Here is a 25,146-nt window from a genome sequence, read left to right on the forward strand (position 1 = left end):
AATTTAGCCCTGGATATCCTTTAACTTTAATGGTGTTGGACTCGATATTTTGAACTGCACCAAGAAGAATACCGCCAACAACTGGTATATAGAATTTATAATTTCAAATTCTATAGAAGGAATATAAAATTTATTAAGCGCAAAACAAGAATCGCTAATCACAAAATTCAAAACCGCTATCAAAAACCATAAAGATTTTGAAGATCTCACATTAGCATATTGAAAAACAGCACCGATAAGTAGTAGATAAAGTATAATAATATATCCCACTCCGTACGGCCTTATTTCTCCCATTTCTTTTTCGGTCACATCATAAATCTCGTATACAATAAATGTCCACGCTACAAAGAAAACAATCAAATATATGATATCTGTAACCCCATAGTCAATAGGTTTAAAGTTTTTGTACAAATAGTAAAATAAGATGAGATAGCAAATGGTATAACTTAGTAGCACAAACATAAAACTGCTCTGCACATCAATAAGCAGAAAGATATCCCCCAAAAAGCACAAGAACAATATCACCAAAAAAAGTCCATCTACTTTTTTTACCTGAAACCAGTATAACATAAAAAAAAGAGGAACCGTTGTCGGTTTTGCATACAATTCTATCATTGGCCACTGAAACGCTGTGCTAAGAACACAAAGTGCCCCTGCAATTAAAAGCAATATTTTAATCAGCGTTCTTATTTTCATTTAACCATATCAAGAAAATCGTCCTCACTTATTATAGGCACTTCTAATTTGTTTGCTTTTTCGAGTTTACTTGGCCCCATATTAGCTCCCGCAACAACATAGGATGTTTTGGAAGATATAGAACTTGAAACCTTGCCTCCATTATCTTCTATCAATTTTTTAAGCTCATTTCGAGACACTTTTTCAAAAACACCAGACACTACAAAAGTTTGTCCACTAAGTGTATCCGTTTGATTTGCCAGCTTTTCTGCCGACATCTCTAATTGAACCCCATATTCTTCAAGGCGTTTTACCAAGATTCTATTCTCTTCTGAAGCAAAAAACTCTTTAACACTTTGTGCTATTTTAATACCAATTTCATCTACATTCACCAATTCTTCCTCGGTAGCATTCACAATAGCATCTATGGTTTTATAATGCTTAACCAACTTTTTTGCCACGGTTTCTCCTACATATCGTATTCCCAAAGCAAACAATACCCGTTCAAAAGGAATTTCTTTGGACTTTTCTATCCCACTTACCAGGTTTTCGGCACTTTTCTCAGCCATTCTTTCTAAAGGAATAACCTGTTCTTTCCTTAAATCGTAAAGATCCGCGTAATTGGTAATCAGTCCTTCATTCACCAACAATGCCACTGTTTCTCCACCCAGACCTTCAATATCCATGGCTTTTCTAGAGATGTAATGTTGGATACGACCAATAATCTGCGGAGGACACCCTTTATCATTAGGACAGTAGTGCTGTGCTTCTCCTTCTTTTCTAATCAACTCGGTATTACACTCGGGGCAATGCGTTATATATTGAGTGGGTTGAGAATCCTGACTTCTTTTCTGAAAATCTACCCCAACAATTTTAGGAATGATTTCTCCTCCTTTCTCTACAAAAACAGTATCTCCTTCTCGAATATCCAGCTTTTCAATTTGATCTGCATTATGCAAGGAAGCTCTTTTTACGGTAGTCCCCGCCAACAAAACCGGATCGAGGTTTGCTACTGGTGTTATAGCCCCAGTTCTCCCTACCTGATACGTAATCTCATTTAACACAGTAGCAACCTGCTCTGCCTTAAATTTATAAGCCATTGCCCACCTGGGTGCTTTGGCCGTAAATCCAAGTTCATCCTGTTGCTGTAAATCGTTTACTTTGATCACCACTCCATCCGTCTCATAGGGTAAATCATGACGATGCTCATCCCAGTAATTCACAAACTCCAGTACCTCATCGATATTTTTTACCAACTTTGACTCTACAGGAACTTTAAATCCCCATTGTCTTGCTTTGTCCAAATTTTCGAATTGCGTTTTAATCCCCAATCGATCTCCTTTGATACTATACAGTAAACAATCCAAAGGACGTTTTGCCACCTCACTACTATCCTGAAGTTTTAAACTTCCTGAAGCCGTATTACGAGGGTTAGCATAAGGCTCTTCTCCAGCCGCAATTCTTTCTTGATTCATCTTTGCAAAACCATCATAAGGCAACACAATCTCTCCACGGATGTTAAATTTTGGCGGATAATCCCCTTTTAACTTAAGCGGAACAGATTTTATAGTCTTTACATTGGTGGTTACGTTATCCCCTTGTATACCATCTCCTCTGGTCACTGCACTAACTAGCGCTCCATTTTCGTAGGTGAGGTTAATAGAAGCTCCATCGTATTTAAGTTCGCAAGTATAATTTACTTCTCCATCAACGATTTTTTTGATCCGCTTTTCCCAATCCAACAAATCCTCTTTAGAATAGGAGTTATCCAAGGAATACATCCGCTCTTCATGAACCACGGTTTCAAAATTCTTGGTAACCCCTCCGCCTACTCTTAAGGTGGGAGAATTAGCATCGTAATATTCTGGGTGTTTATCTTCTAAAGCTTGAAGCTCTTTTAATTTCATATCAAATTCATAATCACTGATGGTAGGTGCATCCAAAATGTAGTAATTGTGATTATGTTGACGTAGTTCTTCCCTTAATTGATTAATTTGTTCTTCTGTATTCATTTCTATTAAACACCTTGTTTGCTATTGCAAACTTTGATTATTAATTGCGTTTTTTATCCTTATTATGTCCTACTGGGTTTTAACCATTTTGGAACCTGAGCTGGTTTAAAAGCTCTCATTTTTTCCAACAAACCATCAATATTGTCATCGACCAATAACAATTCGAAGTTTTCCATTTTCAGGAATCCCCTCCTCACCATATTCTCTAACAACCCTAATAAATGATCATAAAACCCTCCCACATTGAGTAGACCTATCGGTTTTTGATGTAAACCCAGTTGTGACCAGGTAATAATTTCGAACAACTCTTCTAAGGTACCAAATCCTCCTGGCAATGTGATAAACCCATCACTTAGGTCATGCATTTTCATTTTTCTTTGGTGCATATTTTCTGTTGTGATCAATTCACTCAGCCCCTGATGCACTACTTCTTTGAGTTTTAAGAATTCTGGGATAACGCCAATCACTTTACCATTATGATCTAATGCTCCTTTGGCCACATGTCCCATGATCCCGATTTTGGCTGCTCCGTATACCAAGGTAATCTCTTGCTCAGCCAGCTTTTCTCCGAGCAGAATAGCTTGTGATATAACTTCCTCGTGATTTCCTTCGCTGCTTCCGCAAAAAATACAAATCGAATTTAATACATTCATATTTTAATCAATTTAAATCGGCCCGTATCATACGGTCATTTTGATAAATATCTTTACGTAAAGTTACAGTATTGAATTGTAACTTGTCTATAAGCTCTTTAGTTTCTGTCCCCAAATACTGATTGATTTCAAAATACAACCTCCCATGCTCTGTCAACAATTGTTTAGCCAACACGCTAATTCTTCTGTAAAAAATAAGAGGGTCATCATTCGATACAAAAAGCGCTAGAGCAGGTTCGTTCTCCAACACATTTGTTTTCATTTCTGTTTTTTCAAGCTCTCTAACATACGGAGGGTTCGATACCACAATATCAAAGTTGGCTTCATCGATCTCTTCTTTCAAAACATCTAGCTGAATAAACTCAATTTCCACCTGATTTCTATCCGCATTTTGTTTGGCTAGGGCTAACGCTTTTTCAGAAACATCAATCGCATATACTTTTGCATTAGGAAGATTTTTTGCCAAGGTAATGGCTATGCAACCACTCCCAGTACCGATATCTAACACCCTTAACTCATCCCCTACACTTAAATGATCCTTCAGGACCCAATCTACTAATTCTTCGGTCTCTGGCCGGGGGATTAATACATTCTCATCGACCAAAAAAGACAAACCAAAAAACTCTGTATCTCCAATAATATATTGTACAGGCTCAAAGTCTAACAACCTGCCTTCGGCTTTCTTAAAAAATGCTAGTGCATCCTCAGAAAGTTCCCTTTCCAATTGTAGCGCAATATCTACCCGACGTAAACCTAGTTTTTTTTCTGTAAGCAAATAAAAAAATGACATCACTTCTTCGGCATCATATGCTTTTGACAGCGCATTCTTGAAATGAGTACGTAAATCTTTTATCTTCAAATTGATGTTTTTATGATCATTAGAGTTCCTTTATCATCCAAGCCTGACAACTATAATGTCCTGTATCTCCAACCGGTTGTTCCAAATTTGAAAAGCCTACTTTTTCATAAAGTGCCCGTGCTGCTTTCATATACGGCATGGTTTCCAAATAACATTTTGAGTATTTTGAGGCTTTTGCAAAATCCAAACATTGTTGAATTACTTTCTTCCCGATCCCTTTACCTCTAAGACTTGGTAAGAAATACATTTTCTGAAGCTCGCAAATATTTTCGTCCGTATTTTCCAGAGGTGCAATACCGCCGCCGCCCAAAATCACACCATTTTCCTCTACCACATAATACACACTTTTGGGCTGATTATACGTCTCAAACATTTTATCCAAAGATTCATCTTCATAAGCGGTTCCCACCTTTGGAACCCCCATTTCTACCAATACCTCTCTTATAATACTGGCGATGAATTCATTATCTTTCTTTTCAATTGTTCTAATTTTTATAGCATCCATTACTTTTTAATACTACTTTTGCGTTGTTCTAAAAGGACAGAGTATGAATACTGAAATATACGCCAAATCCGCACAGGAATCAATGACGAAAATTCTATTGTTATTAACAATAATCACCTTGTTTTCTGGCTGCTCATTCTCCAAAAAACCACAATTAAAGCATATTGATAATTTAGAGGTTAAAAACGTAAGTCTTCGGGATATAACACTACATGCAGATGCTGTTTTTGACAATCCTAACTACCTAGGCGGAACCTTATCTATAGAAGATGTTCAGGTTTTTGTTGATAACATAGCAGTGGGAACCATCTCTGCCAGAGAATTTAAAGTTCCTGCCAAGGATGAATTTTCTATTCCGTTACAAGGAACCTTCTCACTTTCTAAAATTTACGAACAACACAAACAAAGTTTATTGGGAAGTGTATTAAAAGTAATTCAAACAGATTCTTTACAAATAGAATATAAAGGAGTTTTGAGATATCATCTGGGAAATTTTTCTTACCCCTATGAGATAGAAAAAACTCAAAAAATTGCGGTATCCAAATAAATATGAATACTCACGAGAATTACATAGCACGTTGTATCCAACTCGCTAAAAATGGATTAGGCACCACCTACCCTAACCCTTTGGTGGGTTGCGTAATTGTTCATAATGGAAAAATTATTGGTGAAGGATGGCATTACAAATCCGGAGAAGCTCATGCCGAAGTAAATGCTGTTAATTCGGTAAAAGACGCCTCTCTCTTAGAAAGTTCCACTATCTATGTAAGCCTAGAACCTTGTAGTCACTTTGGCAAAACACCTCCTTGCAGTGACTTGATCATCAGCAAAGGCATTAAAAAAGTAGTGATTGGTACCATAGACCCTTTTGCAAAGGTTTCTGGAGCCGGTATAAAAAAGCTAATGAATGCAGGTTGCGACGTTACCGTTGGAGTATTGGAAAAAGAATGCAACGAGCTCAACAAACGATTTTTTACATTTCACAAGAAAAAACGCCCTTACATCATTCTAAAATGGGCCCAAACCAGCAATGGATATATTGCTCCAGATACTAAGAATCAGAGAACACCAGTTTGGATCACTAATCCTTATTCTAGACAACTAGTTCATCAATGGAGAACAGAGGAACAAGCTATATTGGTAGGAAACCAAACCGTTGTCAAAGACAATCCTAGATTAAATGCAAGAGATTGGCATGGTCAAAATCCTATTCGAATTGTAATCGACAGATCTAATAAATCACCTAAAGATTCTTTTGTAACAGACAATTCGATCAAAACTATTGTCCTCACATCGAAGCAACATCTAAAAGAAAGCACTGAATCTTTGATTTACGAAGAAGTAAGTAACCAAAAAAATATTGCTCAAGAAATATGCGCCATTTTATACAAACACGATATCCAATCCGTTATTATTGAAGGGGGAACCACCACGCTTCAATCTTTTATAGATGAAAATCTATGGGATGAAGCTCGTGTTTTTGAAGGCAACCTCATCTTTGAAAAGGGAATCTTAGCTCCGGATTTTACTAAAAGATTACCTTTGACAAAAAAAATAGAAAAAGATACTCTTAGCATATACCAAAATGATCAAGACTATAATTTTTGACTTTGGAGATGTATTCATCAACTTAGACAAACCCGCAACCTTAAGAGAATTATCACAACTAGGCGATTTTCAATTCAACGATTCGATACAAGATCTTAACAACCAGTATGAAGTAGGCAAAATAACTACCAAAGAATTTATTCAAAGCTATCACAACCTCTTACCGCAAGCAACAGAACAACAACTTATTGAAGCTTGGAATGCAATTCTTTTGGATTTCCCAAAATACCGACTAGATTTCGTAAAACATCTTGCTGCTACAGGAGACTACAAATTAATTCTTTTGAGTAACACCAACGAATTGCACATCAACTGGATCAAGCAACACATTTCTTTTTATGAAGAGTTTAAATCTTGTTTTAATTCATTTTATCTATCACACGAGATTCAATATAGAAAACCAAACTCTGACATTTTTGAATTTGTGCTCCAAGAGCACCAAATTCAACCCTCTGAAACACTATTTGTGGATGATACCAAAGAAAACACGGATGCTGCTCAGAAATTAGGTGTTCACGTATGGAATAACAATCCAAAAGCAGACGATGTTATTGATTTATTTACCTCAAAATCTGATTTATTTTGATATACCTTATTTTAAGCATTTTATCCTCAAGCTTGATCTTTGTAATCTTCAAGCTTTTTGCCAAATACAACGTAAACACACTACAAGCTATAATCGTAAATTATGTAGTTGCTTGTATTTCTGGAGTTATCGCACAGGGAAATACCGTTAGCATTACGTATGTAACAAAACAGGACTGGTTTTATGGAGCGATGATATTGGGAGTTGTATTTATATCCGTTTTTAATCTCATGGCCATAACCACTCAAAAAAATGGACTTTCTGTGGCTGCAGTGGCCACAAAAATGAGCTTGGCCATACCTATTATTTTTGGGATCATTGTATATAAAGAAAGTACTGGAGTAGTCAAAATTATTGGAATTGTCATTGCACTTATTGCGGTGTATTTGACTTCGATGAAAAACGAAGAAGGATCCTCTCTTACCAAAAGAAATCTTATCTTTCCATTACTTGTATTTATAGGTAGTGGAATCATAGATACGAGCCTAAAATACATGGAAACCAATTATGTTGCGAAAAACGATGTTTCTATCTTTTCGGCTACAATTTTTGGATTTGCAGCTTCTATAGGCATACTCACACTCCTCTATAAATCGTTTACACAATCCTTACAAATCTCTGTCAAAAATATCATTGCAGGAATTGGACTAGGTGTTCCCAACTATTTCTCTATTTACTTTTTGATAAAAGCCCTACGACATGATGTAATGGATAGCTCTACGGTGTTCACTATCAATAATGTTTCTATCTTGTTAGTTTCAACATTAGCCGGGATCTTCTTTTTCAAAGAGAAATTACTCCCCAAAAACTGGATCGGAATCATCCTGGCGGTAATTAGTATTATATTAGTAGCTCTTTCAATAGCGTAAATTGGATACCAAAGACACATATAATACGCTTGAAAAACCAGGAGATGAAACTCTTTTCAAGGACAGAAACAGTAAGTTTTTCGGATATGCTTTCCCTATCGCATCAGAGGAGGAAGCCAAACATCTACTTGACGATCTTAAAAAACAACATCACAGTGCCAGACATTGGTGCTATGCCTGGCAAATAGGAACCGAAAAAACAAGACATCGGGTCAATGATGATGGAGAACCATCGAACTCTGCCGGCCAGCCTATATACGGACAAATCCAATCATTTGATGTTACTAATATTCTTGTGGTGGTCGTTCGATATTTTGGCGGAACAAAACTTGGGGTTGGCGGATTGATAAACGCCTATAAAACCAGTGCACAGTTAGCGTTACAAAATTCAGTTATTGTTGAAAAAACGATTAATATTGATTATGTCATCAACTTCGAGTATAAAGACATGAACAAAGTAATGCGCATAATCAAGGAACACAACCTAAAAATAACCAAGCAAGAGTTAGAATTAAGTTGTAAAATTTACATTTCGGCAAGAAAAAAAATAACCCGTAAAATAAATGAGGTTTTTTCCCCGTTGTATGAAATAGAAATTAAGAAGCTGGATGACTAACCGCTTTTATTTTTTCTAATAAAAAAGAAGGGCAAGGGATCGGTTTTCTAGTTGAAGCATCAACAAATACCAATGTAGAAGAAGCTGTTGTTAACAATTCTTGATGTTGATTATATATTTCGTAATCGAAAATAATCTTAACTGTAGGAATTTTCCTTAAATGAGTTTTAACAATCAATTCGTCGTCAAAGAAAGCAGATTTCTTAAATTTAAAGTCTAAAGTAAACACAGGAAGCATTATACCATTTTCTTCCATAGACTTATAAGAAATCCCCAATCGGGATAGCCAGTCAATTCGTGCCAGCTCTAGGTACTGTGCATAATTTCCATGATGGACAATCCCCATTTGGTCTGTTTCGGAATAACGTACTTTGAGCCCTGTTTCTGAAGTGATTAGCATATATCTTTTGAAATGATTATTAACATTTTTAATAGAAACACTATCAAATTATGCGAAAAAAATAATTAAAATTCAACCCCTAAATCGTTTTTTTTTTACATTTTTTGTTCACATATTTGTCATGCAAAAATAGTAAGGAGTTTTTCAACAATTTCTTTTAATAACCTAATAAAAATAGTAAATCCGGCCACTCGAATGAATGTAACTGCGCAATCTGTTTGGGATAACTGTCTGTCTTTTATAGAGGACAACATTACACCTCAAGCTTTTAAAACTTGGTTCGAACCAATTAAAGCTGTAAAACTTACAGATAGTGCTTTGAGTATTCAGGTGCCTAGTAAATTTTTCTATGAATGGCTAGAAGAACATTATGTTAACCTTTTAAAAGTATCTTTAACTCGTGAATTGGGAGAAAGTGCAAAATTGGTTTATGTAATTAAAATGGAAAACACCTACGGAAACAAAAAGCCGTTTACCGAAAAGATTCCTAGTGCAAATCGCACTCCGGTGAACACCCAAGAAGTAGACGTTCCTATCAAAAGTAAAAATCCAGAATTAAAAAATCCTTTTGTAATTCCTGGGATTAGAAACGTAAAAATTGAGTCACAACTTAATCCGAGTTATAATTTTGATAATTTCCTTGAAGGGGATTCTAACAGATTAGCACGATCTGCTGGTATGGCTGTAGCCAACAAGCCTGGAGGAACATCTTTTAATCCATTATTGATTTTTGGAGGAGTAGGACTAGGAAAAACACACTTAGCACATGCTATAGGTGTAAATATCAAAGACAACTATCCAGAAAAAACGGTTTTATACATTTCTGCAGAAAAGTTTACACAACAATATATAGAGTCAGTAAAAAAGAATAACAGAAATGACTTTATTCATTTCTATCAAATCATAGATGTTCTTATTGTTGATGATATTCAATTATTATCCGGTAAGGCAGGAACTCAAGATGTATTTTTCCATATATTCAATCATTTACACCAAAACGGAAAGCAAGTAATTCTTACTAGCGACAAGGCACCTGTAGATATGCAGGATATCGAGCAGCGATTACTTTCTCGTTTTAAATGGGGATTATCTGCGGAGTTACATCAACCAGACTTCGAAACAAGAGTTTCTATTATCAAAAACAAATTGTATCGAGACGGTGTAGAAATGCCAGAAGAGATTGTTGAGTTCTTGGCCAACAATATCAAAACTAACATTAGAGAGCTGGAAGGCGCCATAATTTCCTTGATCGCACACTCATCCTTCAACAAAAAGGATATTACCATTGATTTAGCCAAAGCGATTGTAGACAATTATGTAAAAAACACAAAACGCGAAGTCTCTATAGATTACATACAGAAAGTTGTAAGCGATTATTTCCAAATGGATGTAGAAACCCTGCAATCCAAAACAAGAAAAAGACATATTGTTCAAGCTAGACAATTAGCTATGTTTTTCGCAAAAAAATTAACCAAAGCTTCTTTGGCGAGTATTGGTACACAAATAGGAAAAAGAGATCACGCCACAGTGCTTCACGCTTGTAAAACAGTAGACAACTTATCCTCTACCGATAAACAATTCAGAAAGTACGTAGAAGATCTGGGCAAGAAACTTACATTATAACATAACCTTTAGCAATATGAAAACTAAGATTTTGATGGTATGCCTTGGCAATATCTGTAGATCTCCTTTGGCTGAAGGTATATTAAAATCCAAACTAGATCCAGAAAAATATCAGGTCGACTCTTGCGGAACAAGCAGTTATCATATCGGAAGCAAACCCGATACAAGATCCATTAAAATTGCAAAAGAACACCATATAGACATAACTAATCAAAGAGCCGCTCAATTTAACATCAGTCATTTTGATCAATACCACACTATCTATGCAATGGATCATTCTAATTACCAAAATATTATAAAGTTAGCTCGTAATACCGAGGATCAATCGAAGGTAAAACTAATTTTGGACGAGTTACAACTCAGCGAGAGCCTAGATGTTCCAGACCCTTACTATGGAGGCGAAAGAGGATTTGAAGAAGTTTTTGAAATGCTAGACCAAGCTTGCAACATCATCGCTTCAAACTTAGAAAGCACCAATTAACTTTTCCAGACCCAAAGTTTTCGTATATTTAGCTATAAATAAGGATGTGACACAACCAACACCCTGCAAATTGCAACACAAATCAATAAACCTAAAATAATCCATTAACAACCCTATGGAGTTTAAACCCCTAGATCCCAAAGGAAAATTATATTTGATTCCTACTCGCTTAGGAGACGATGTCCCTTTAGAAGTACTACCTATCTCTATAAAAAAGGTTTTAGAACAAATCAATCACTACATTGTAGAGAACGAGAAACCTGCCAGGCGATTTATTAAAAAAGTAAGCCCAAGTAAATCTCAGCGTTCGTTAGTGATTCATACCGTAAATAAATACACCGATACTGCTGAAATCCCAAGCTATTTAACTCCTTGTTTAAATGGTGAATCTATCGGACTTATGTCTGATGCCGGATGCCCAGGAATTGCAGATCCTGGAGCCGAAGTTATTAAGATTGCACACGAAAAGGGAATCCAGGTCACACCTCTTGTAGGACCATCATCTATACTACTGGCAATGATGAGTAGTGGTATGAATGGACAAAGCTTTACATTTAACGGTTATTTACCTATTGACAAGGCAGAACGCAAATCAACCATCAAGCAGCTGGAAAGAATATCATTAGAAAAAAATCAGGCGCAGATTTTTATCGAAACCCCATACCGAAATGATAAAATGCTAGCCGATCTTAAAGCAATACTGCACCCAAACACCCGATTGTGCGTCGCTTGTGATATTACACTGACTACAGAATATATAGCCACCAAACGTGTTGAAGAATGGAACCCAGAAGAAGTTGATTTACACAAAAGACCTGCTATCTACATCATACAAAGAGACCACTAAAGCAACTCTCTTTCTACCTTTGCATACCGATTCATTTCTACAAACGAAGTATCATAGCCTTCAAATCGCTTCATATAATAGCGAATAGTAGTACCAAATGCATCCGCAAAGCCTTCGACACCACCACTACGCAAGTAACGTTTTACTGCTTTAGGACCTGCCAAATGTGCTGCAGCCAAAATACCAGATTCGGAGACCATTACCCCATTCATCCTTTTTCCTTCAAACCATTTGATATCTCTTCGTAGCACCCATTTGTTTCGTGAAAGATTAGCGTAAAATGCTTTTTCCTGAAGTGCTGGATTTGTCAAAAACTCCTCTCTATTAATCTTTTTAAGCCCAATAAGAGCCAGAGTTCCTTTTCCAAATTGATATTTCCCCATGTATCCAAACTGGTTCACTACACCGTAATCTCCCCTAGATTCTTTAAAAGCGATCGCTTCCTTAAAACCGATATAAGATTTCCCCAGTTTAGGAGAAACAACTATACTTCCCTCCTCTTCTTCTATTTCGTTAAAATTTGGAGCCACATAAAACAAGTCCAAATCTGCAGTGCTGTATGAACTTAAATCTACCTTTTCCTCAGCCCTAAAGCTCAGTAGAAATAAACCCCCAATTGTAAGCAAAATAGATAATCCTGTTATCTTCTTTATCATATAAAAAATTTCTAAGTAGACACCCTAAAAGTGTTCCCCTTCTACTTAAATTTTTGCCGTGCAAAGATACAGCTTTTTTATTACAAACAAATTACAAAGTGTTAAATAAATTATAATGTTGTAAATCAAATAGTTAGCTTTAAAAATACCTAAAAAAAGCTTAAAAAAAGCATCAAAAACACCAAAACAAGACACTTAAACGTCAAATGAAGTTACTTCATCGATAAAAATTGATTACGCAATTCACGAGTTTATTCACAAAAAAAATGACTTTTTGTGAATAAATTTTGTTTTTAAAACCGTAAAATGAAGTAGAAAAGCTTGTTTAGCCTTTTTTTGGCGAAGTGAAATTATCGTCTAATTCCTTGCTTATTTATCCAATCGATATACTGCTTTTTATTGCGATTATGCTGCTCTATACTTTTCGCAAATTTATGGTAACCCATATTTTCTACATTAGCAACAAAAAAGTAATACTCATGCTTCTCATAATTAAGAACAGCATCGATTGCAGAAATATCTGGCATTGTAATAGGCCCTGGAGGTAATTCTGCATACTTATAAGTGTTGTAAGGACTATCTAATTCAAGATCTTTATACAAAACTCTTTTAATAACTGTTTGCCAATCATTTCTGTGTTTCTTAATCGCATAAATAACGGTTGGGTCCGCATCTAGTTTCCATCCATTATTATATCGATTCATATACACTCCAGCTACTCTTGGCCGTTCATCCACCTTGGCGGTTTCTTTTTGTACTATAGATGCAACAGTAATTACCTGAGTAGGTGTTAACCCTATTTTTTTTGCTTTAGCAGTACGCTTACCCTCCCAAAAACGGGTATACTCTTTGAACATCCTATCTCTGAATTGTTTTGCAGAAGTATTCCAGAAAAATTCATATTTGTTAGGAATGTACATCGACAAAGCAGACTCTAAGGAGAAACCACGCTCCTGTATAAAAGTTTCATCTTTAAAAGCAGTAATTAAAGATGTACTATCAGCTTCTATTTGTTGCGCTATACGTCCAGCAAGATTCTCTAATCGTTCCTGATTATTGAAAGTAATATTAATTGGTGCGTTTTTACTTCTCAATATATTGACGATATCATTATTATTTAGTCCTTTTTTAATAATGTATCTACCGGCCTTTATATTTTTTGAATACCCTTTTCTACTAGCAATCCTATCAAAACTGTAAATATCCTTAATTGATGGTGAAATTATTTCAATTAACTCTGTATAGGTAGTATCTGTTGGGATGTGTATGATAACCGAATCTTCCTCAAAGTTGGTGTTTGGAGAAAAAACCGCCTGATACACATTGTAAGCAAAAATCCCTCCTCCTATTAACCCCATAAGAGCTATTGCTAATAATATTTTTTTAATGTACATATAACAATTGATATAAAAGTTCGTCTTTGTAAGTATTATTGATAAGATTCCAACCCTTTTTTACTCCAATTTTTTGAAAACCTCGACTCTCGAATAACTTAATACTGGTTAAATTATCCTCAGAAATATTAGCGTATAACTGATGTAATCTAAGATGGGTAAAACCGTATTGTATGATTAATTGTAGGGCCTCAGCTCCATATCCTTTCCCTCTATGTTCCTTTTCTGCAATAATAATCCCAACTCCTGCCCTATTATGAGTTGGATTATAATCAAATAAATCAATTAGTCCTATCGAAGCATCGTCTGCGGTGCAAATCACTAATCTCAACTGCTTGACTTCGTAAATATCTTGATGCGCATTTTCAAGATATTGTTTGATTAAAAATCGTGAATATGGGGTTTGTGTAGAACTCATTTCCCAAATTTGTTCATCGTTTTCAATAACATAAACAAAATCAAGATCTTCAGGCTCAAGTGCCCTTAAATAAATATGTTCTCCTTTTAATGTTAACATTCAATTTCTCCCTTAAAAACTTGTTCGGCAGGGCCGATCAGAAAAATATCCTTGTATCCTTCAGGCGTAGGTTTAAAAGTTACCTTCAACGCTCCCCCAGGAGTATCTATATCCACTTCTTCCTGATCCACTTGTTGAGTAGCATGCATCGAAAGTGCTACTGCTGTTACTCCCGTACCGCAAGAAAGTGTTTCATCCTCTACACCTCTTTCATAAGTCCTTACAGCAAACAAATTACCATTCTTTTTTTCGACGAAGTTCACATTACTACCAGATTCAAAATAGGGTGCTCCATTCCTAATGGATCTACCTATATTTTGAACATCAAACTCTGCCAGCCGCTCTACCATGGTTACATGATGTGGCGACCCTGTGTCTAAAAAAAGGTGAGATTTGTATTTTTCAATCTCTTGTACATCTTGCATTTGCAAACGAACAAGACCATCCTTAATCTCTGCATAGTGTTTCCCGTCAATTGCGGTAAACGTTGCTTTATCTTCCACAATACCCAAAAAAGCCGCAAAAGCAACAAGGCATCTACCTCCATTACCACACATCGAACTTTCATTTCCATCGGCATTGAAATACACCATAACAAAGTCATCTCCATCATTTTGAGGCTGTTCCAATAACATTAAACCATCTGCCCCTATTCCAAATTTCCTGTCACAAAGTCTCGCAAACAATTTGGTATTATTTTTGGACACTATACCGTCACGATTATCAATAATTACAAAATCGTTTCCCGTACCCTGATATTTATAAAATGTAAGGATCATTATTCTTTATTTGTAAAAGGCAAAGGTACAAAGAATGATTACATAATAGTGCTGTTAATTGTGAGTTAAAAATCATAAAAAAAGTATACTATAGTTGTAATTTTAATAGTTATTGATAGTCTATTCAAGTAATAATTAGTCAAAGTAAAATATAAAAAGTTAAGCATATGAAAAGATTTTTGAGTTTATTGGCGGTGGCAATTCTAGCAGGAGTGCTTACCCTGGGTGCTTACAAAGCCTTTTTAGAACCAGAACCAGACAAAGTAGTAATCACTCAAAGTGAATCCAAGACTAGCACGATCCCCACGGCTTATACCGTAGCTAACACAAAATTAAATGCCGCTGCAGAAGTTGGGGCAGATTTTACCATTGCCGCAGAAAAAACAGTAAATGCTGTTGTGCACGTTAAACAATATGGAGTTACACGAGCTCCACGAAATTTAATGGAATTTTTCAGAAACGGCGGTGAAGAAGAAAGACGTATTCAAGGTGCAGGATCTGGAGTCATCATCACCGAAGATGGATATATTGTAACCAATAATCACGTGATCGATGGAGCTACAGATTTGGAAGTAACCCTAAACAATAATAAATCATACAAAGCTACAGTTGTAGGGACTTCTCCACAATCCGATATCGCATTAATTAAGATCGATCCACAAGAAAAATTATCCTATATCCCATTTGGCAACTCAAATAACGCCAAAATTGGAGAATGGGTATTAGCGGTAGGAAACCCTTTCAACCTTACTTCTACAGTAACCGCTGGTATTATCAGTGCTAAATCAAGAGATTTAAACGAGTTGGACCGAAATTTCCAATCATTTATACAAACAGATGCAGCTATCAATCCTGGTAATAGCGGTGGTGCTTTGGTAAATACCCGTGGAGAATTGATTGGAATCAACACTGCGATTACCTCACAAACGGGAAGCTATGTAGGATATGCCTTCGCCGTGCCTTCTAACAATGCAAAAAAAATTGTAGAAGATATTTTGGAGTTCGGAGATGTGCAAAAAGCCATTATTGGTATAAATGCAGCTCCATTCACAGAGGATTACAAAGAGAAATATAAGATTACCGAATCTCAAGGAGTAATCATTGCAGGTATCGAAGAAAATAGTGGAGCTGCAAAGGCAGGTTTACAAGAAGGAGATTTAATTAAAGAAATTGATGGATTACGTATTAGAAAATTCGCTGACCTGACAGGATATGTAAGCAGTAAGAGCCCGAATGATGTGATTAATGTAAAAATTGTTAGAGATAATAACGAACTTATAAAACCTGTTCGGTTAAGCAAATACGTTATCCAACAGTATATTTTACAGGATGTAGGTGTAGAAGTTGCTAATCCCCCAAAAGATTATCTTAAAAGCTTTAACACTGATCATGGTGTAGTCATCTCAAAAGCACTAAGTGCAAGAATGCAACGGTATAACCTAAAGGGCTTAATCATCAGTGAGATTGATGGTAAAAAAGTCAAAAATGTTATGGAGGTTAAAGAAATTATCGACAGCAAGTATGAAGATGAAGACTTAACCATCAGTTTGATAGACAGAGATGGAGAAAAAAGAGAGTTTGTTTTTCAATAAAACAGACATAAAACCCTTATAAAATAAAGGCTCCCATTGCAATCAAAAAGTAATGGGAGTTTTTTATTAAAAAAGGTTTTACGAAAACGTTTGAAATATATACTTTTGCACGAAATTTCAAGACTGTAAAAAACACAACAAAATTATGAGTTCTAACGAAGTTTATGAAAAAGAACTTGCCTTCCAAGCAGACAGACGGCGAGCAACAGTAGCGTTTATCAAGACTGTGAGTGATTTATGGTACGACAACTCTATCGAATTGGTATTGTTTAGAAACCAATTGATAGACAAAAACGTAAGCGAAATCATCAATCTACATGAATATGCTGGAGAGTTTGTGCAAAAGCCTATTTCTATTTTTGATTCGGTAGAGATTGCCCAAGCGATCAAATTGATGGATTTACCACCTTCTAAATTAGATATTGGTAAACTAACTTATGAGTACCATCTGGCAAGTGATGAATTTGGTTCTGTAAATCGTTTTGTACAGGAAAAATTGAAAGATGCCAAAACATTCAAACCCATTTCTCCTAAGAATGTAGTATTATATGGATTTGGAAGAATCGGGCGTTTGGTTGCAAGAGAATTAATGACGATTACTGGTAAAGGAAGTCAACTTCGTCTTAGAGCTATAGTGACTCGCGGAGCAATTACTGAAGAAGTTTTAGAAAAAAGAGCTTCTTTACTTAGAAACGACTCTGTACATGGAGAGTTTGCCGGTACTGTTGAAACAGATATCGCAAACAATTCATTAATCATTAATGGAACCACCGTACATATTATTAGTGCCAATAATCCAGAAGACATCGATTATACAACTTACGGAATCGATGACGCTTTGGTAATAGATAACACAGGTGCTTTTAGAGATCAAGAAGCATTAAGTCGTCATTTGAAAGCAAAAGGTGTGGATAAAGTTCTACTTACCGCTCCTGGAAAAGGAATACCAAATATCGTTCACGGGGTAAATCACAAAGAGAATGATCCGGACAAAGTAAATATCTTTTCTGCTGCTTCGTGTACAACCAACGCCATTACTCCTGTTTTACAAGCGATAGAAGAAAGCTTTGGTGTGGTAAATGGTCACTTAGAAACCATTCACGCATACACTAATGATCAGAATTTGGTAGATAATATGCACAAAAAATACAGAAGAGGGCGAGCAGCAGCTTTAAACATGGTAATTACTGAAACAGGTGCTGGCAAGGCCGTTTCAAAAGCATTACCAAGTCTGGAAGGTAAATTGACTTCTAATGCTATTCGTGTTCCTGTACCAAACGGTTCTTTAGCAATCTTAAACCTTAATCTGGAGAAAAAGACTTCTAAAGAAAGTCTTAATGCAGTAATCAAAAAATATGCACTAGAAGGAAATTTGGTAGAGCAAATCAAATATTCACTGGACAACGAATTAGTATCATCTGATATCGTAGGCTCTTCAGCTCCATCTATTTATGACAGCAATGCTACCATTGTGGATGCAAATGGGAATAATGCGATTATATATGTATGGTATGACAATGAGTATGGATATAGTCACCAGGTAATTCGACTATCAAAATACATTGCCAAAGTAAGACGTTTTACCTACTACTAGAAAACTTCATAACAGAAACAAAAAAGGTGGCTATTTTGAATAGTCACCTTTTTATTTTATATCGTTTTTTTCTTTTTACTCCGTCCTCAATACTTCTTTCTCTAAGAGCAACAAAAAACTCTATATAAATCTTTAGAAACAATCGATTCACATCCAGGCAATTAATCGAAAAACCAACCTAAAGTAATTTCTCACAAAAAAATCTTCATAATTACTTACAATATCGTACATTTATTACCGTTACAGAAGAAATTATAACGTAGATATAAGGAGCTAAAAATTCATTAGAACCCAGGTCAGGAGTCTAGTGGGTTATTTTGCTACTACATTTTTAAATAACTTAGGTATTCCATCTTACATTCAACGACCAAAAACAATACTATTCACATGAAATTACTACAGTATCTATTTTTTTCTATCATAATCACTTTATCATTTTCAAACCAAGCCAAAGCTCAGGAGGAAAATTTATCTGCAGAACAGGCTTTACAACAAGAAAGTATTGAAGGGCAATTTGATGTAGTGATTAAAAAATCTGGAAGATACCAGGAATATAAGGTAGTAAAACAAGTCTGGTTAAATAAACTAAAATCAAACACCATTGATTCGATTAAAACACTGGAATCAAAACTTACTGTTTCTAATCAACAGATTGAACAGCAGAAAACCACGATTAGTGGACTACAAGAGTCTCTAAATAAAACAAACGAAGATTTGGCAACCGTGACTAACGAAAAAGATAGTATGAGCTTTGTGGGAGCTTCGGTTTCAAAATCCAGTTATAAGACCATTATGTGGCTGATCGTTGGTGGACTTATTCTATTGTTGAGTTTCTTTATTTTCAAGTTCAAAAACAGTAATGCAGTTACTGTACAAGCTAAAAAAGCCTTGGCAGAAACTGAAGCCGAATTTGAAGATCACAGAAGAAGAGCTCTGGAGCGCGAACAAAAGGTAATGCGTAAACTTCAGGATGAAATCAATAAGCAACGAAAGGCTGGCGCCAAGTAGACACTATTTCTAGATTATTTACATATTCTTTTGCATCTTTGCAGCTCTCAGGAAAATGACGAAAGATGCGCATTGATATCATAACAGTAGTACCAGACCTTTTAAAGAGTCCGTTTGAGGCTTCAATCATGAAGCGTTCAATAGAAAAAGGCTTAGTAGAGGTCCACCTACACAATCTTAGAGATTACACCAACGATAACTATCGACAAGTAGACGATTACCAATTTGGCGGAGGTGCTGGTATGGTGATGATGATAGCACCTATTGACAAATGTATCTCCAAATTGAAATCAGAACGTGAATATGACGAAGTGATCTATATGACTCCAGATGGAGAAACCCTTAATCAAGGGATTGCCAATCAACTATCACTAAAAGGAAATTTAATCATCCTTTGCGGTCATTATAAAGGAGTGGACCAAAGAGTCAGGGACCATTTTGTAACCAAAGAAATATCCGTAGGCGATTATGTTTTATCAGGAGGTGAACTTGGAGCTCTGATTCTATGCGATGCGATCATAAGGCTAATCCCAGGTGTACTCGGAAATGAAACCTCTGCCCTCACCGACTCATTTCAGGATGATCTGTTGGCTCCTCCTATTTATACTCGTCCAGCAGAGTACAAAGGATGGAAAGTTCCTGAAATTCTAACCTCTGGTAATTTCCCAAAAATTGAAGCCTGGAGAGAAGAACAAGCCTATCAACGTACCAAAGAACGAAGACCTGATCTATTAAATGATTAACTCCTGAAAATAAATACAATAAAAACATTGCGAATACACAAAATATATTTATTTTTGCAGCCTGATTAGAACAACCTCTGGCGAAAATCGTGAATGTTGCTTTAAAGAAACCTAAGAAACTATATCAAAATGGAAGATTTAGTAAAATTCGTACAAGACGAATTTGTAACCAAAAAAGAATTCCCTGAGTTTTCAGCAGGAGACACGATCACAGTATACTACGAGATCAAGGAAGGAAATAAAACACGTACACAGTTCTTTAGAGGAGTTGTTATCCAAAGAAGAGGTTCTGGAGCTACAGAAACATTTACTATTAGAAAAATGTCTGGAACTATTGGTGTAGAGCGTATTTTTCCGGTTAACTTACCAGCACTTCAAAAGATTGAAGTAAACAAAAGAGGTAAAGTACGTAGAGCACGTATTTTCTACTTTAGAGGTCTTACTGGTAAGAAAGCTCGTATCAAAGAAAAAAGAAACTAATTTTTTAGTAAAGCATACAAAAAAAGCTGCTCAAATGAGCGGCTTTTTTTATGAACAAAAGTTAACAACCCTAGTTCATAAATAGTTGATAACTAAGATTATAGTATTTTTTGATTACCTCATCAAATTTCACTATATTTAATATAGAAATTACAATATTTAGCGATGACAAAAGGATTCCTGATATGTAATTCACACAATACGTTCTTTGAACATCTTAAGACCAGATTAAATTAAAATAAATATAAGACGAAAGTTATTTTTTTGAGTACATCCTTGAAATAACTTTAAAGGGCTTTACTTTGAAATCATTTCAAAATGAAATTCAAAAGAAAAAATTAAGTTTTGACACCTTTTTAATTTAAAACGGCATTAGACTTGTCGAATGAATATAGGAAAATCGTACAGCGATTTAAAGCATTCGAATTAGTCGTATGAATAGAAGTAAATTATACAAATTACGATTTGAAAGTTTAAGTCTATTCAAACCGGAAATAGGACTCTATGGTATAAAAAAACGAAAGTTTTTATTTTATTGCGGGTAAAACAGCTAACATTGTAGTAGTATTTCCAATGAAGCCATATCAAAATATTCGTATTCTTGATATGGCTTTTTATTTTTTGTCAAAATCCTAATTTTGAAGTACTTTTCCACCCTTCTTCATAATATACTCCCTTTATTTTTAGTATTCTATAATACAGATCCTTTAACTCAAAACTAACATCCCTCAGGTTGCATATGGGTGAGTAGATTTGTATCTTCGCGCACGGAAAAAATTTGATAAGTCCGATCAAACAAAACATTGATCTTTTTTTGAACATTTTATTTGTCATCGTAAAAACAAACGACTAATTATTTCCATTATAAAACAACATCATAATTTAATTTGATATCACGGGTTCTAACACTGCAACCGGATATCCTGAAAAAACAAGAAATATGGGAGTTAACACCTCAAAGATTGTTTATACCAAAACTGACGAAGCACCAGCTTTAGCTACTTATTCTTTTCTACCAATCGTCAAAAAATTTACAAAATCGGCCAACATAGATATCGAAACCAAAGACATATCTCTTGCTGCACGAATCTTAGCTAATTTTCCCGAAAAATTATCAGATAAGCAAAAACAGGCTGATGCACTAGCCGAGTTAGGAGAACTTGCTCAAAAACCTGAAGCTAATATCATTAAACTTCCTAATATCAGTGCTTCAATTCCGCAGCTAAAAGCAGCCATCGCAGAATTACAATTACAAGGATTTGACCTCCCTAATTATCCAGAAGAACCAGAGAACGATTTCGAAAAGGATATCAAATCAAGATACGATAAAATTAAAGGTAGTGCTGTTAATCCAGTACTAAGAGAAGGAAACTCTGACCGAAGAGCTCCTAAACCAGTTAAGCAATATGCTAGAAAAAACCCTCATTCTATGGGAGCATGGAGCGCTGATTCTAAAACTCATGTTGCTACCATGTCCAGTGGTGATTTCAGATCTAATGAGAAATCATTAACTATTAGTCAAGCAGGAGATGTACGAATTGAATTTGTAGATGATAGTGGAAGCGTTACGGTTTTAAAGGAAAAAACTCCATTACTAGAAGGTGAAGTGATTGATGCTACGGTAATGAGTAAAAAAGCGCTTATCGCTTTCCTTGAAGAGCAAATAGCAGACGCCAAAGACAAAAATGTATTGTTTTCATTGCATATGAAAGCCACTATGATGAAGGTATCTGACCCAATTATTTTTGGCCATGCGGTAGAAATCTTTTTTAAAGATGTTTTCAGTAAACACGTAGAAGCTCTTGAAGAAATAGGTGTAGAAGTTAATAATGGCTTTGGTGACTTAATCAATAAGCTTAAAAGACTTCCTGACGCTAAACGAGCCGAAGTAGAAGCAGATATCAAAGCATGTTACGAAAATGGACCAAAATTAGCGATGGTAAATTCTGATCAAGGAATTACTAACCTTCATGTACCAAGTGATGTAATTATCGATGCTTCGATGCCAGCAATGATACGTAACTCTGGTCAAATGTGGGATACTAACGGAGATACCCAAGATACCAAAGCAGTAATTCCTGACAGTAGTTATGCCGGTATTTATCAAGAAACTATCGATTTCTGTAAAAAGAATGGTGCTTTTGATCCTGTGACTATGGGTACTGTTCCAAATGTTGGGTTAATGGCAAAGAAAGCCGAAGAGTATGGTTCTCATGATAAAACATTTGAAATTACAGGTAACGGAACCGTAAGAATTGTAGATGCTTCGGGAAATACGTTGATTGAACACACTGTAGAACAAGGAGATATCTGGCGTATGTGTCAAACCAAAGATGCTCCTATCAAAGATTGGGTAAAACTTGCAGTAAATAGAGCAAAAGCTACCGATACTCCGGCGGTTTTCTGGTTGGATCAAAACAGAGCTCATGATGCAGAGTTGATCAAAAAAGTAAATGCATATTTACCTGATCATAATACTACAGGTTTGGATATCAGAATCATGTCTCCAGTAGAAGCTACTCGTTTCTCTTTAGAACGCATCAAAGAAGGTAAAGACACCATCTCGGTGACCGGAAACGTATTAAGAGATTATAACACAGATTTGTTCCCTATTCTTGAGCTAGGAACAAGTGCAAAGATGCTTTCTATTGTTCCTCTAATGAATGGCGGTGGACTTTTTGAAACTGGTGCAGGAGGATCAGCTCCAAAACACGTACAACAATTTAATAAAGAGGGTCATTTACGATGGGATTCTTTGGGTGAATTCTTAGCCCTTGCCGTTTCTCTAGAGCATTTGGGAGAGGTAAACAACAATCCAAAGGCTTTGGTGATCGCAGAAGCTTTAGACGAAGCTACCATCAAGTTCTTGGATAATAAAAAATCCCCTTCCAGAAAGGTAAACGAGCTTGATAATAGAGGAAGTCATTATTATTTGGCATTGTATTGGGCACAAGCGCTAGCTGCACAAGATAAAGATGCAGACTTAAAAAATGAGTTTGAAACAATTGCAAACGCTCTAGCCGATAATGAAACCATCATCATCAATGAATTGAATGATGCTCAAGGAAGCGCTGTGGATATGGGAGGATATTATTGGCCAAACGTGTCAAAAGTATCTAACGCAATGCGTCCAAGTGAAACGCTGAACAACATTATAGGATAGAAAAGATCTATTTTCATCTGAAAGGCTTGTGAAATCTATATTTTACAAGCCTTTTTTATTTTACAGATATCTAGAAAATAAAAATATCTGGCGTTTTATGCAACCTCTGCAGAAGTGAATTGTCTATACCTGTAACACTAAACGTCATCTATGAAAACCTCAACGAAACTATTGTTGTTATGCTGTCTGGTATACAACTTCATTGGACATTCCCAAAAAAAAGAATCACAAGGCTATATAGAATTTAACGATCGAAAAAACATTCTTCACGGAGTTTATCTGGGTTTTGATGTTGCCTATGGAAAAATTGATGGGAAAAATAATGCCTCCATTTTTGGAATAAAAATGGCATATGTAGCCAATCAGAAAATGGAACTAGGAATAGCAGTAAGAACACTTTTTTCTGGATTAACAGAAATTGATAGAATATCTGGTGGAGATTTTGACCTACGGGGTATTTATGGAGGACTTCATGTAGAAAATGTATTCTTCAACAATAAGAAGGTCAAATTGTCTATACCTGTATTACTAGGGATCGGATATATTGACGGTTCTGGCGATTTTACAAAAAGCACGGATATGATGGGAGTATTAGAACCTGGTATAAATGTTCTTTACAACCTTAATAAATACATCCAGTTAGAAGGAGGCATAAAATACCGATTCTCTACCCCTATTGATCCTGTACCTACGGTATTGGATAATATTAATGGAACCTCAATAGGGCTAGGTGCCAAAATTGGAGTTTTCAACTTAGGAAAAAACAGATACAAAAAACAATTACACAATAATCAAAACTAACACTGTAACACCTTAAATAGTATGAAACGCCACCTATTATTCGCTCTGCTTTTAATTTTTTCAAGTACATCTTTTTCTCAAGACTCTAAAATTAGTTTAGAATTGAATTACCCTTTACCTATTGACCAGAATTTTATAGGAGAGAATTATGATGGAATCATAGATCTGGGTATAGATTATAGGTTTGCCAACATAAAACTTATCAAAATTGGCGCTTCTTTAAACGGAAGTCTATTCATCAACAATAATTTTCAAAATATTGATATCACCGCATATGCAGTACAACCTAGAATCTTTGGAGAACTCAATATTCCATCTCTTCAAAAATTGCACCCTTCTCTTGGAATTGGATACACCATCATGTTTTTTGATGCGTCTGGTGGATCTAGCATAGCTCCAGTTGACACCAGTGAAACTGAAGGTGGAATTAACCTAAATGCAGGGATAGCGTATGATGTTTTCAAAAAGTTCTTTATTCAGTTACAATATGATTTTGTAAAGCTAAGCACAAACGATGATGTACCCAATACCACTTTCAACACTAATGTGAATATTTTGAAAATAGGAATAGGGTACAGAATCTAACAAACCTAAAAAAACACAGCTAAAACCAAAAAATCACAAACCTAAAACAAACACCTGTTTTTCAATAATTTAAATTAAAAAAACAACCTCTTCGACCCCG

At 35.6% G+C, this 25,146-nt stretch carries 26 protein-coding genes; 16 read left to right on the top strand and 10 right to left on the bottom strand.

Annotation, left to right across the window (positions count from 1 at the left end; translation table 11 throughout):
* Positions 1-3: 3 nt before the first annotated feature.
* From ACXAGJ_RS12390 to ACXAGJ_RS12410, 5 genes are all read right to left on the bottom strand, one after another.
* A complete protein-coding gene (locus tag ACXAGJ_RS12390; protein WP_474840284.1) occupies positions 4-696 on the bottom strand; it encodes a lysoplasmalogenase family protein in 693 nt (230 codons plus the stop codon).
* Positions 693-2,687 carry an NAD-dependent DNA ligase LigA gene (gene ligA, locus ACXAGJ_RS12395; RefSeq protein ID WP_474840286.1) on the bottom strand — a complete coding sequence of 665 codons (1,995 nt, stop codon included), beginning with the start codon at positions 2,685-2,687 and terminating at the stop codon, positions 693-695. Before ligA ends, ACXAGJ_RS12390 begins: the two co-directional genes overlap by 4 nt.
* Before the next feature lie 62 nt (positions 2,688-2,749).
* Positions 2,750-3,340, bottom strand: coding sequence for an LOG family protein (locus tag ACXAGJ_RS12400; RefSeq protein WP_474840288.1), 591 nt, complete (start codon positions 3,338-3,340; stop codon positions 2,750-2,752).
* Between the two features lie 7 nt (positions 3,341-3,347).
* Positions 3,348-4,199, bottom strand: coding sequence for a peptide chain release factor N(5)-glutamine methyltransferase (gene prmC, locus ACXAGJ_RS12405; protein WP_474840290.1), 852 nt, complete (start codon positions 4,197-4,199; stop codon positions 3,348-3,350).
* A 19-nt stretch (positions 4,200-4,218) separates the two neighbouring features.
* Positions 4,219-4,704 carry a GNAT family N-acetyltransferase gene (locus ACXAGJ_RS12410; RefSeq protein ID WP_073316253.1) on the bottom strand — a complete coding sequence of 162 codons (486 nt, stop codon included), beginning with the start codon at positions 4,702-4,704 and terminating at the stop codon, positions 4,219-4,221.
* 43 nt (positions 4,705-4,747) lie between these two features.
* On the opposite strand from ACXAGJ_RS12410, the gene ACXAGJ_RS12415 reads away from it, so the two are divergent.
* The 5 genes from ACXAGJ_RS12415 to ACXAGJ_RS12435 are packed head-to-tail and all read left to right on the top strand — an operon-like array spanning position 4,748 to position 8,383.
* On the top strand, positions 4,748-5,251 hold the full coding sequence (locus ACXAGJ_RS12415; protein ID WP_474840293.1) for a hypothetical protein: 504 nt from the start codon (positions 4,748-4,750) through the stop codon (positions 5,249-5,251).
* A 2-nt stretch (positions 5,252-5,253) separates the two neighbouring features.
* Complete coding sequence (ribD, locus tag ACXAGJ_RS12420) at positions 5,254-6,312, top strand: bifunctional diaminohydroxyphosphoribosylaminopyrimidine deaminase/5-amino-6-(5-phosphoribosylamino)uracil reductase RibD (RefSeq protein ID WP_474840295.1); 1,059 nt, start codon at positions 5,254-5,256, stop codon at positions 6,310-6,312.
* Positions 6,290-6,898 carry an HAD family hydrolase gene (locus ACXAGJ_RS12425; protein WP_474840297.1) on the top strand — a complete coding sequence of 203 codons (609 nt, stop codon included), beginning with the start codon at positions 6,290-6,292 and terminating at the stop codon, positions 6,896-6,898. Before ribD ends, ACXAGJ_RS12425 begins: the two co-directional genes overlap by 23 nt.
* Positions 6,895-7,767 carry an EamA family transporter gene (locus ACXAGJ_RS12430; protein WP_474840299.1) on the top strand — a complete coding sequence of 291 codons (873 nt, stop codon included), beginning with the start codon at positions 6,895-6,897 and terminating at the stop codon, positions 7,765-7,767. The genes ACXAGJ_RS12425 and ACXAGJ_RS12430 overlap by 4 nt, the downstream gene beginning before the upstream one ends.
* A gap of 1 nt (position 7,768) precedes the next feature.
* Positions 7,769-8,383: an IMPACT family protein gene (locus tag ACXAGJ_RS12435; RefSeq protein WP_474840301.1), complete on the top strand. Its 615-nt coding sequence runs from the start codon at positions 7,769-7,771 to the stop codon at positions 8,381-8,383.
* Here the strand turns inward: ACXAGJ_RS12435 and ACXAGJ_RS12440 are convergent.
* Positions 8,364-8,783, bottom strand: coding sequence for an acyl-CoA thioesterase (locus ACXAGJ_RS12440; RefSeq protein ID WP_474840303.1), 420 nt, complete (start codon positions 8,781-8,783; stop codon positions 8,364-8,366). The two genes, ACXAGJ_RS12435 and ACXAGJ_RS12440, sit on opposite strands and share 20 nt — an antisense overlap.
* Before the next feature lie 195 nt (positions 8,784-8,978).
* Between ACXAGJ_RS12440 and dnaA the strand changes: the two genes are divergently transcribed.
* From dnaA to ACXAGJ_RS12455, 3 genes are all read left to right on the top strand, one after another.
* Positions 8,979-10,406: a chromosomal replication initiator protein DnaA gene (dnaA, locus tag ACXAGJ_RS12445; RefSeq protein WP_073316246.1), complete on the top strand. Its 1,428-nt coding sequence runs from the start codon at positions 8,979-8,981 to the stop codon at positions 10,404-10,406.
* A 16-nt stretch (positions 10,407-10,422) separates the two neighbouring features.
* Positions 10,423-10,887, top strand: coding sequence for a low molecular weight protein-tyrosine-phosphatase (locus ACXAGJ_RS12450; protein WP_474840305.1), 465 nt, complete (start codon positions 10,423-10,425; stop codon positions 10,885-10,887).
* A 115-nt stretch (positions 10,888-11,002) separates the two neighbouring features.
* Complete coding sequence (locus ACXAGJ_RS12455) at positions 11,003-11,734, top strand: SAM-dependent methyltransferase (RefSeq protein ID WP_474840307.1); 732 nt, start codon at positions 11,003-11,005, stop codon at positions 11,732-11,734.
* Here ACXAGJ_RS12455 and ACXAGJ_RS12460 read toward each other — a convergent pair.
* From ACXAGJ_RS12460 to dapF, 4 genes are all read right to left on the bottom strand, one after another.
* A complete protein-coding gene (locus ACXAGJ_RS12460) occupies positions 11,731-12,390 on the bottom strand; it encodes a peptidoglycan-binding protein LysM (protein ID WP_474840309.1) in 660 nt (219 codons plus the stop codon). The genes ACXAGJ_RS12455 and ACXAGJ_RS12460 overlap by 4 nt on opposite strands.
* Positions 12,391-12,740: 350 nt before the next feature.
* The gene (mltG, locus tag ACXAGJ_RS12465) at positions 12,741-13,784 is read right to left on the bottom strand and encodes an endolytic transglycosylase MltG (protein WP_474840311.1); all 1,044 of its coding nucleotides are present in this window, start codon (positions 13,782-13,784) and stop codon (positions 12,741-12,743) included.
* Positions 13,774-14,301 (bottom strand): GNAT family N-acetyltransferase, encoded by a 528-nt coding sequence (locus ACXAGJ_RS12470; protein WP_474840313.1) that lies wholly within the window; start codon positions 14,299-14,301, stop codon positions 13,774-13,776. Before ACXAGJ_RS12470 ends, mltG begins: the two co-directional genes overlap by 11 nt.
* Positions 14,295-15,080: a diaminopimelate epimerase gene (gene dapF / locus ACXAGJ_RS12475; RefSeq protein WP_474840315.1), complete on the bottom strand. Its 786-nt coding sequence runs from the start codon at positions 15,078-15,080 to the stop codon at positions 14,295-14,297. Before dapF ends, ACXAGJ_RS12470 begins: the two co-directional genes overlap by 7 nt.
* Positions 15,081-15,247: 167 nt before the next feature.
* On the opposite strand from dapF, the gene ACXAGJ_RS12480 reads away from it, so the two are divergent.
* From ACXAGJ_RS12480 to ACXAGJ_RS12515, 8 genes are all read left to right on the top strand, one after another.
* A complete protein-coding gene (locus ACXAGJ_RS12480) occupies positions 15,248-16,672 on the top strand; it encodes a S1C family serine protease (RefSeq protein WP_474840317.1) in 1,425 nt (474 codons plus the stop codon).
* Positions 16,673-16,817: 145 nt separating this feature from the next.
* Positions 16,818-18,266, top strand: a complete 1,449-nt coding sequence (locus ACXAGJ_RS12485) for a glyceraldehyde-3-phosphate dehydrogenase (protein ID WP_073316238.1) — start codon at positions 16,818-16,820, stop codon at positions 18,264-18,266.
* A 387-nt stretch (positions 18,267-18,653) separates the two neighbouring features.
* Positions 18,654-19,274: a tRNA (guanine-N1)-methyltransferase gene (locus tag ACXAGJ_RS12490; protein ID WP_474840320.1), complete on the top strand. Its 621-nt coding sequence runs from the start codon at positions 18,654-18,656 to the stop codon at positions 19,272-19,274.
* A 65-nt stretch (positions 19,275-19,339) separates the two neighbouring features.
* Positions 19,340-20,017, top strand: a complete 678-nt coding sequence (trmD, locus tag ACXAGJ_RS12495) for a tRNA (guanosine(37)-N1)-methyltransferase TrmD (protein ID WP_073316236.1) — start codon at positions 19,340-19,342, stop codon at positions 20,015-20,017.
* A gap of 129 nt (positions 20,018-20,146) precedes the next feature.
* Positions 20,147-20,497, top strand: coding sequence for a 50S ribosomal protein L19 (rplS, locus tag ACXAGJ_RS12500; protein ID WP_073316235.1), 351 nt, complete (start codon positions 20,147-20,149; stop codon positions 20,495-20,497).
* 940 nt (positions 20,498-21,437) lie between these two features.
* Positions 21,438-23,660 (top strand): NADP-dependent isocitrate dehydrogenase, encoded by a 2,223-nt coding sequence (locus ACXAGJ_RS12505; protein WP_474840322.1) that lies wholly within the window; start codon positions 21,438-21,440, stop codon positions 23,658-23,660.
* A 150-nt stretch (positions 23,661-23,810) separates the two neighbouring features.
* Positions 23,811-24,461 (top strand): hypothetical protein, encoded by a 651-nt coding sequence (locus ACXAGJ_RS12510; RefSeq protein ID WP_474840324.1) that lies wholly within the window; start codon positions 23,811-23,813, stop codon positions 24,459-24,461.
* Between the two features lie 21 nt (positions 24,462-24,482).
* Complete coding sequence (locus ACXAGJ_RS12515) at positions 24,483-25,046, top strand: outer membrane protein (RefSeq protein WP_474840326.1); 564 nt, start codon at positions 24,483-24,485, stop codon at positions 25,044-25,046.
* Positions 25,047-25,146 lie beyond the last annotated feature (100 nt).

Source organism: Aquimarina sp. AWH4_224 (assembly GCF_056160245.1).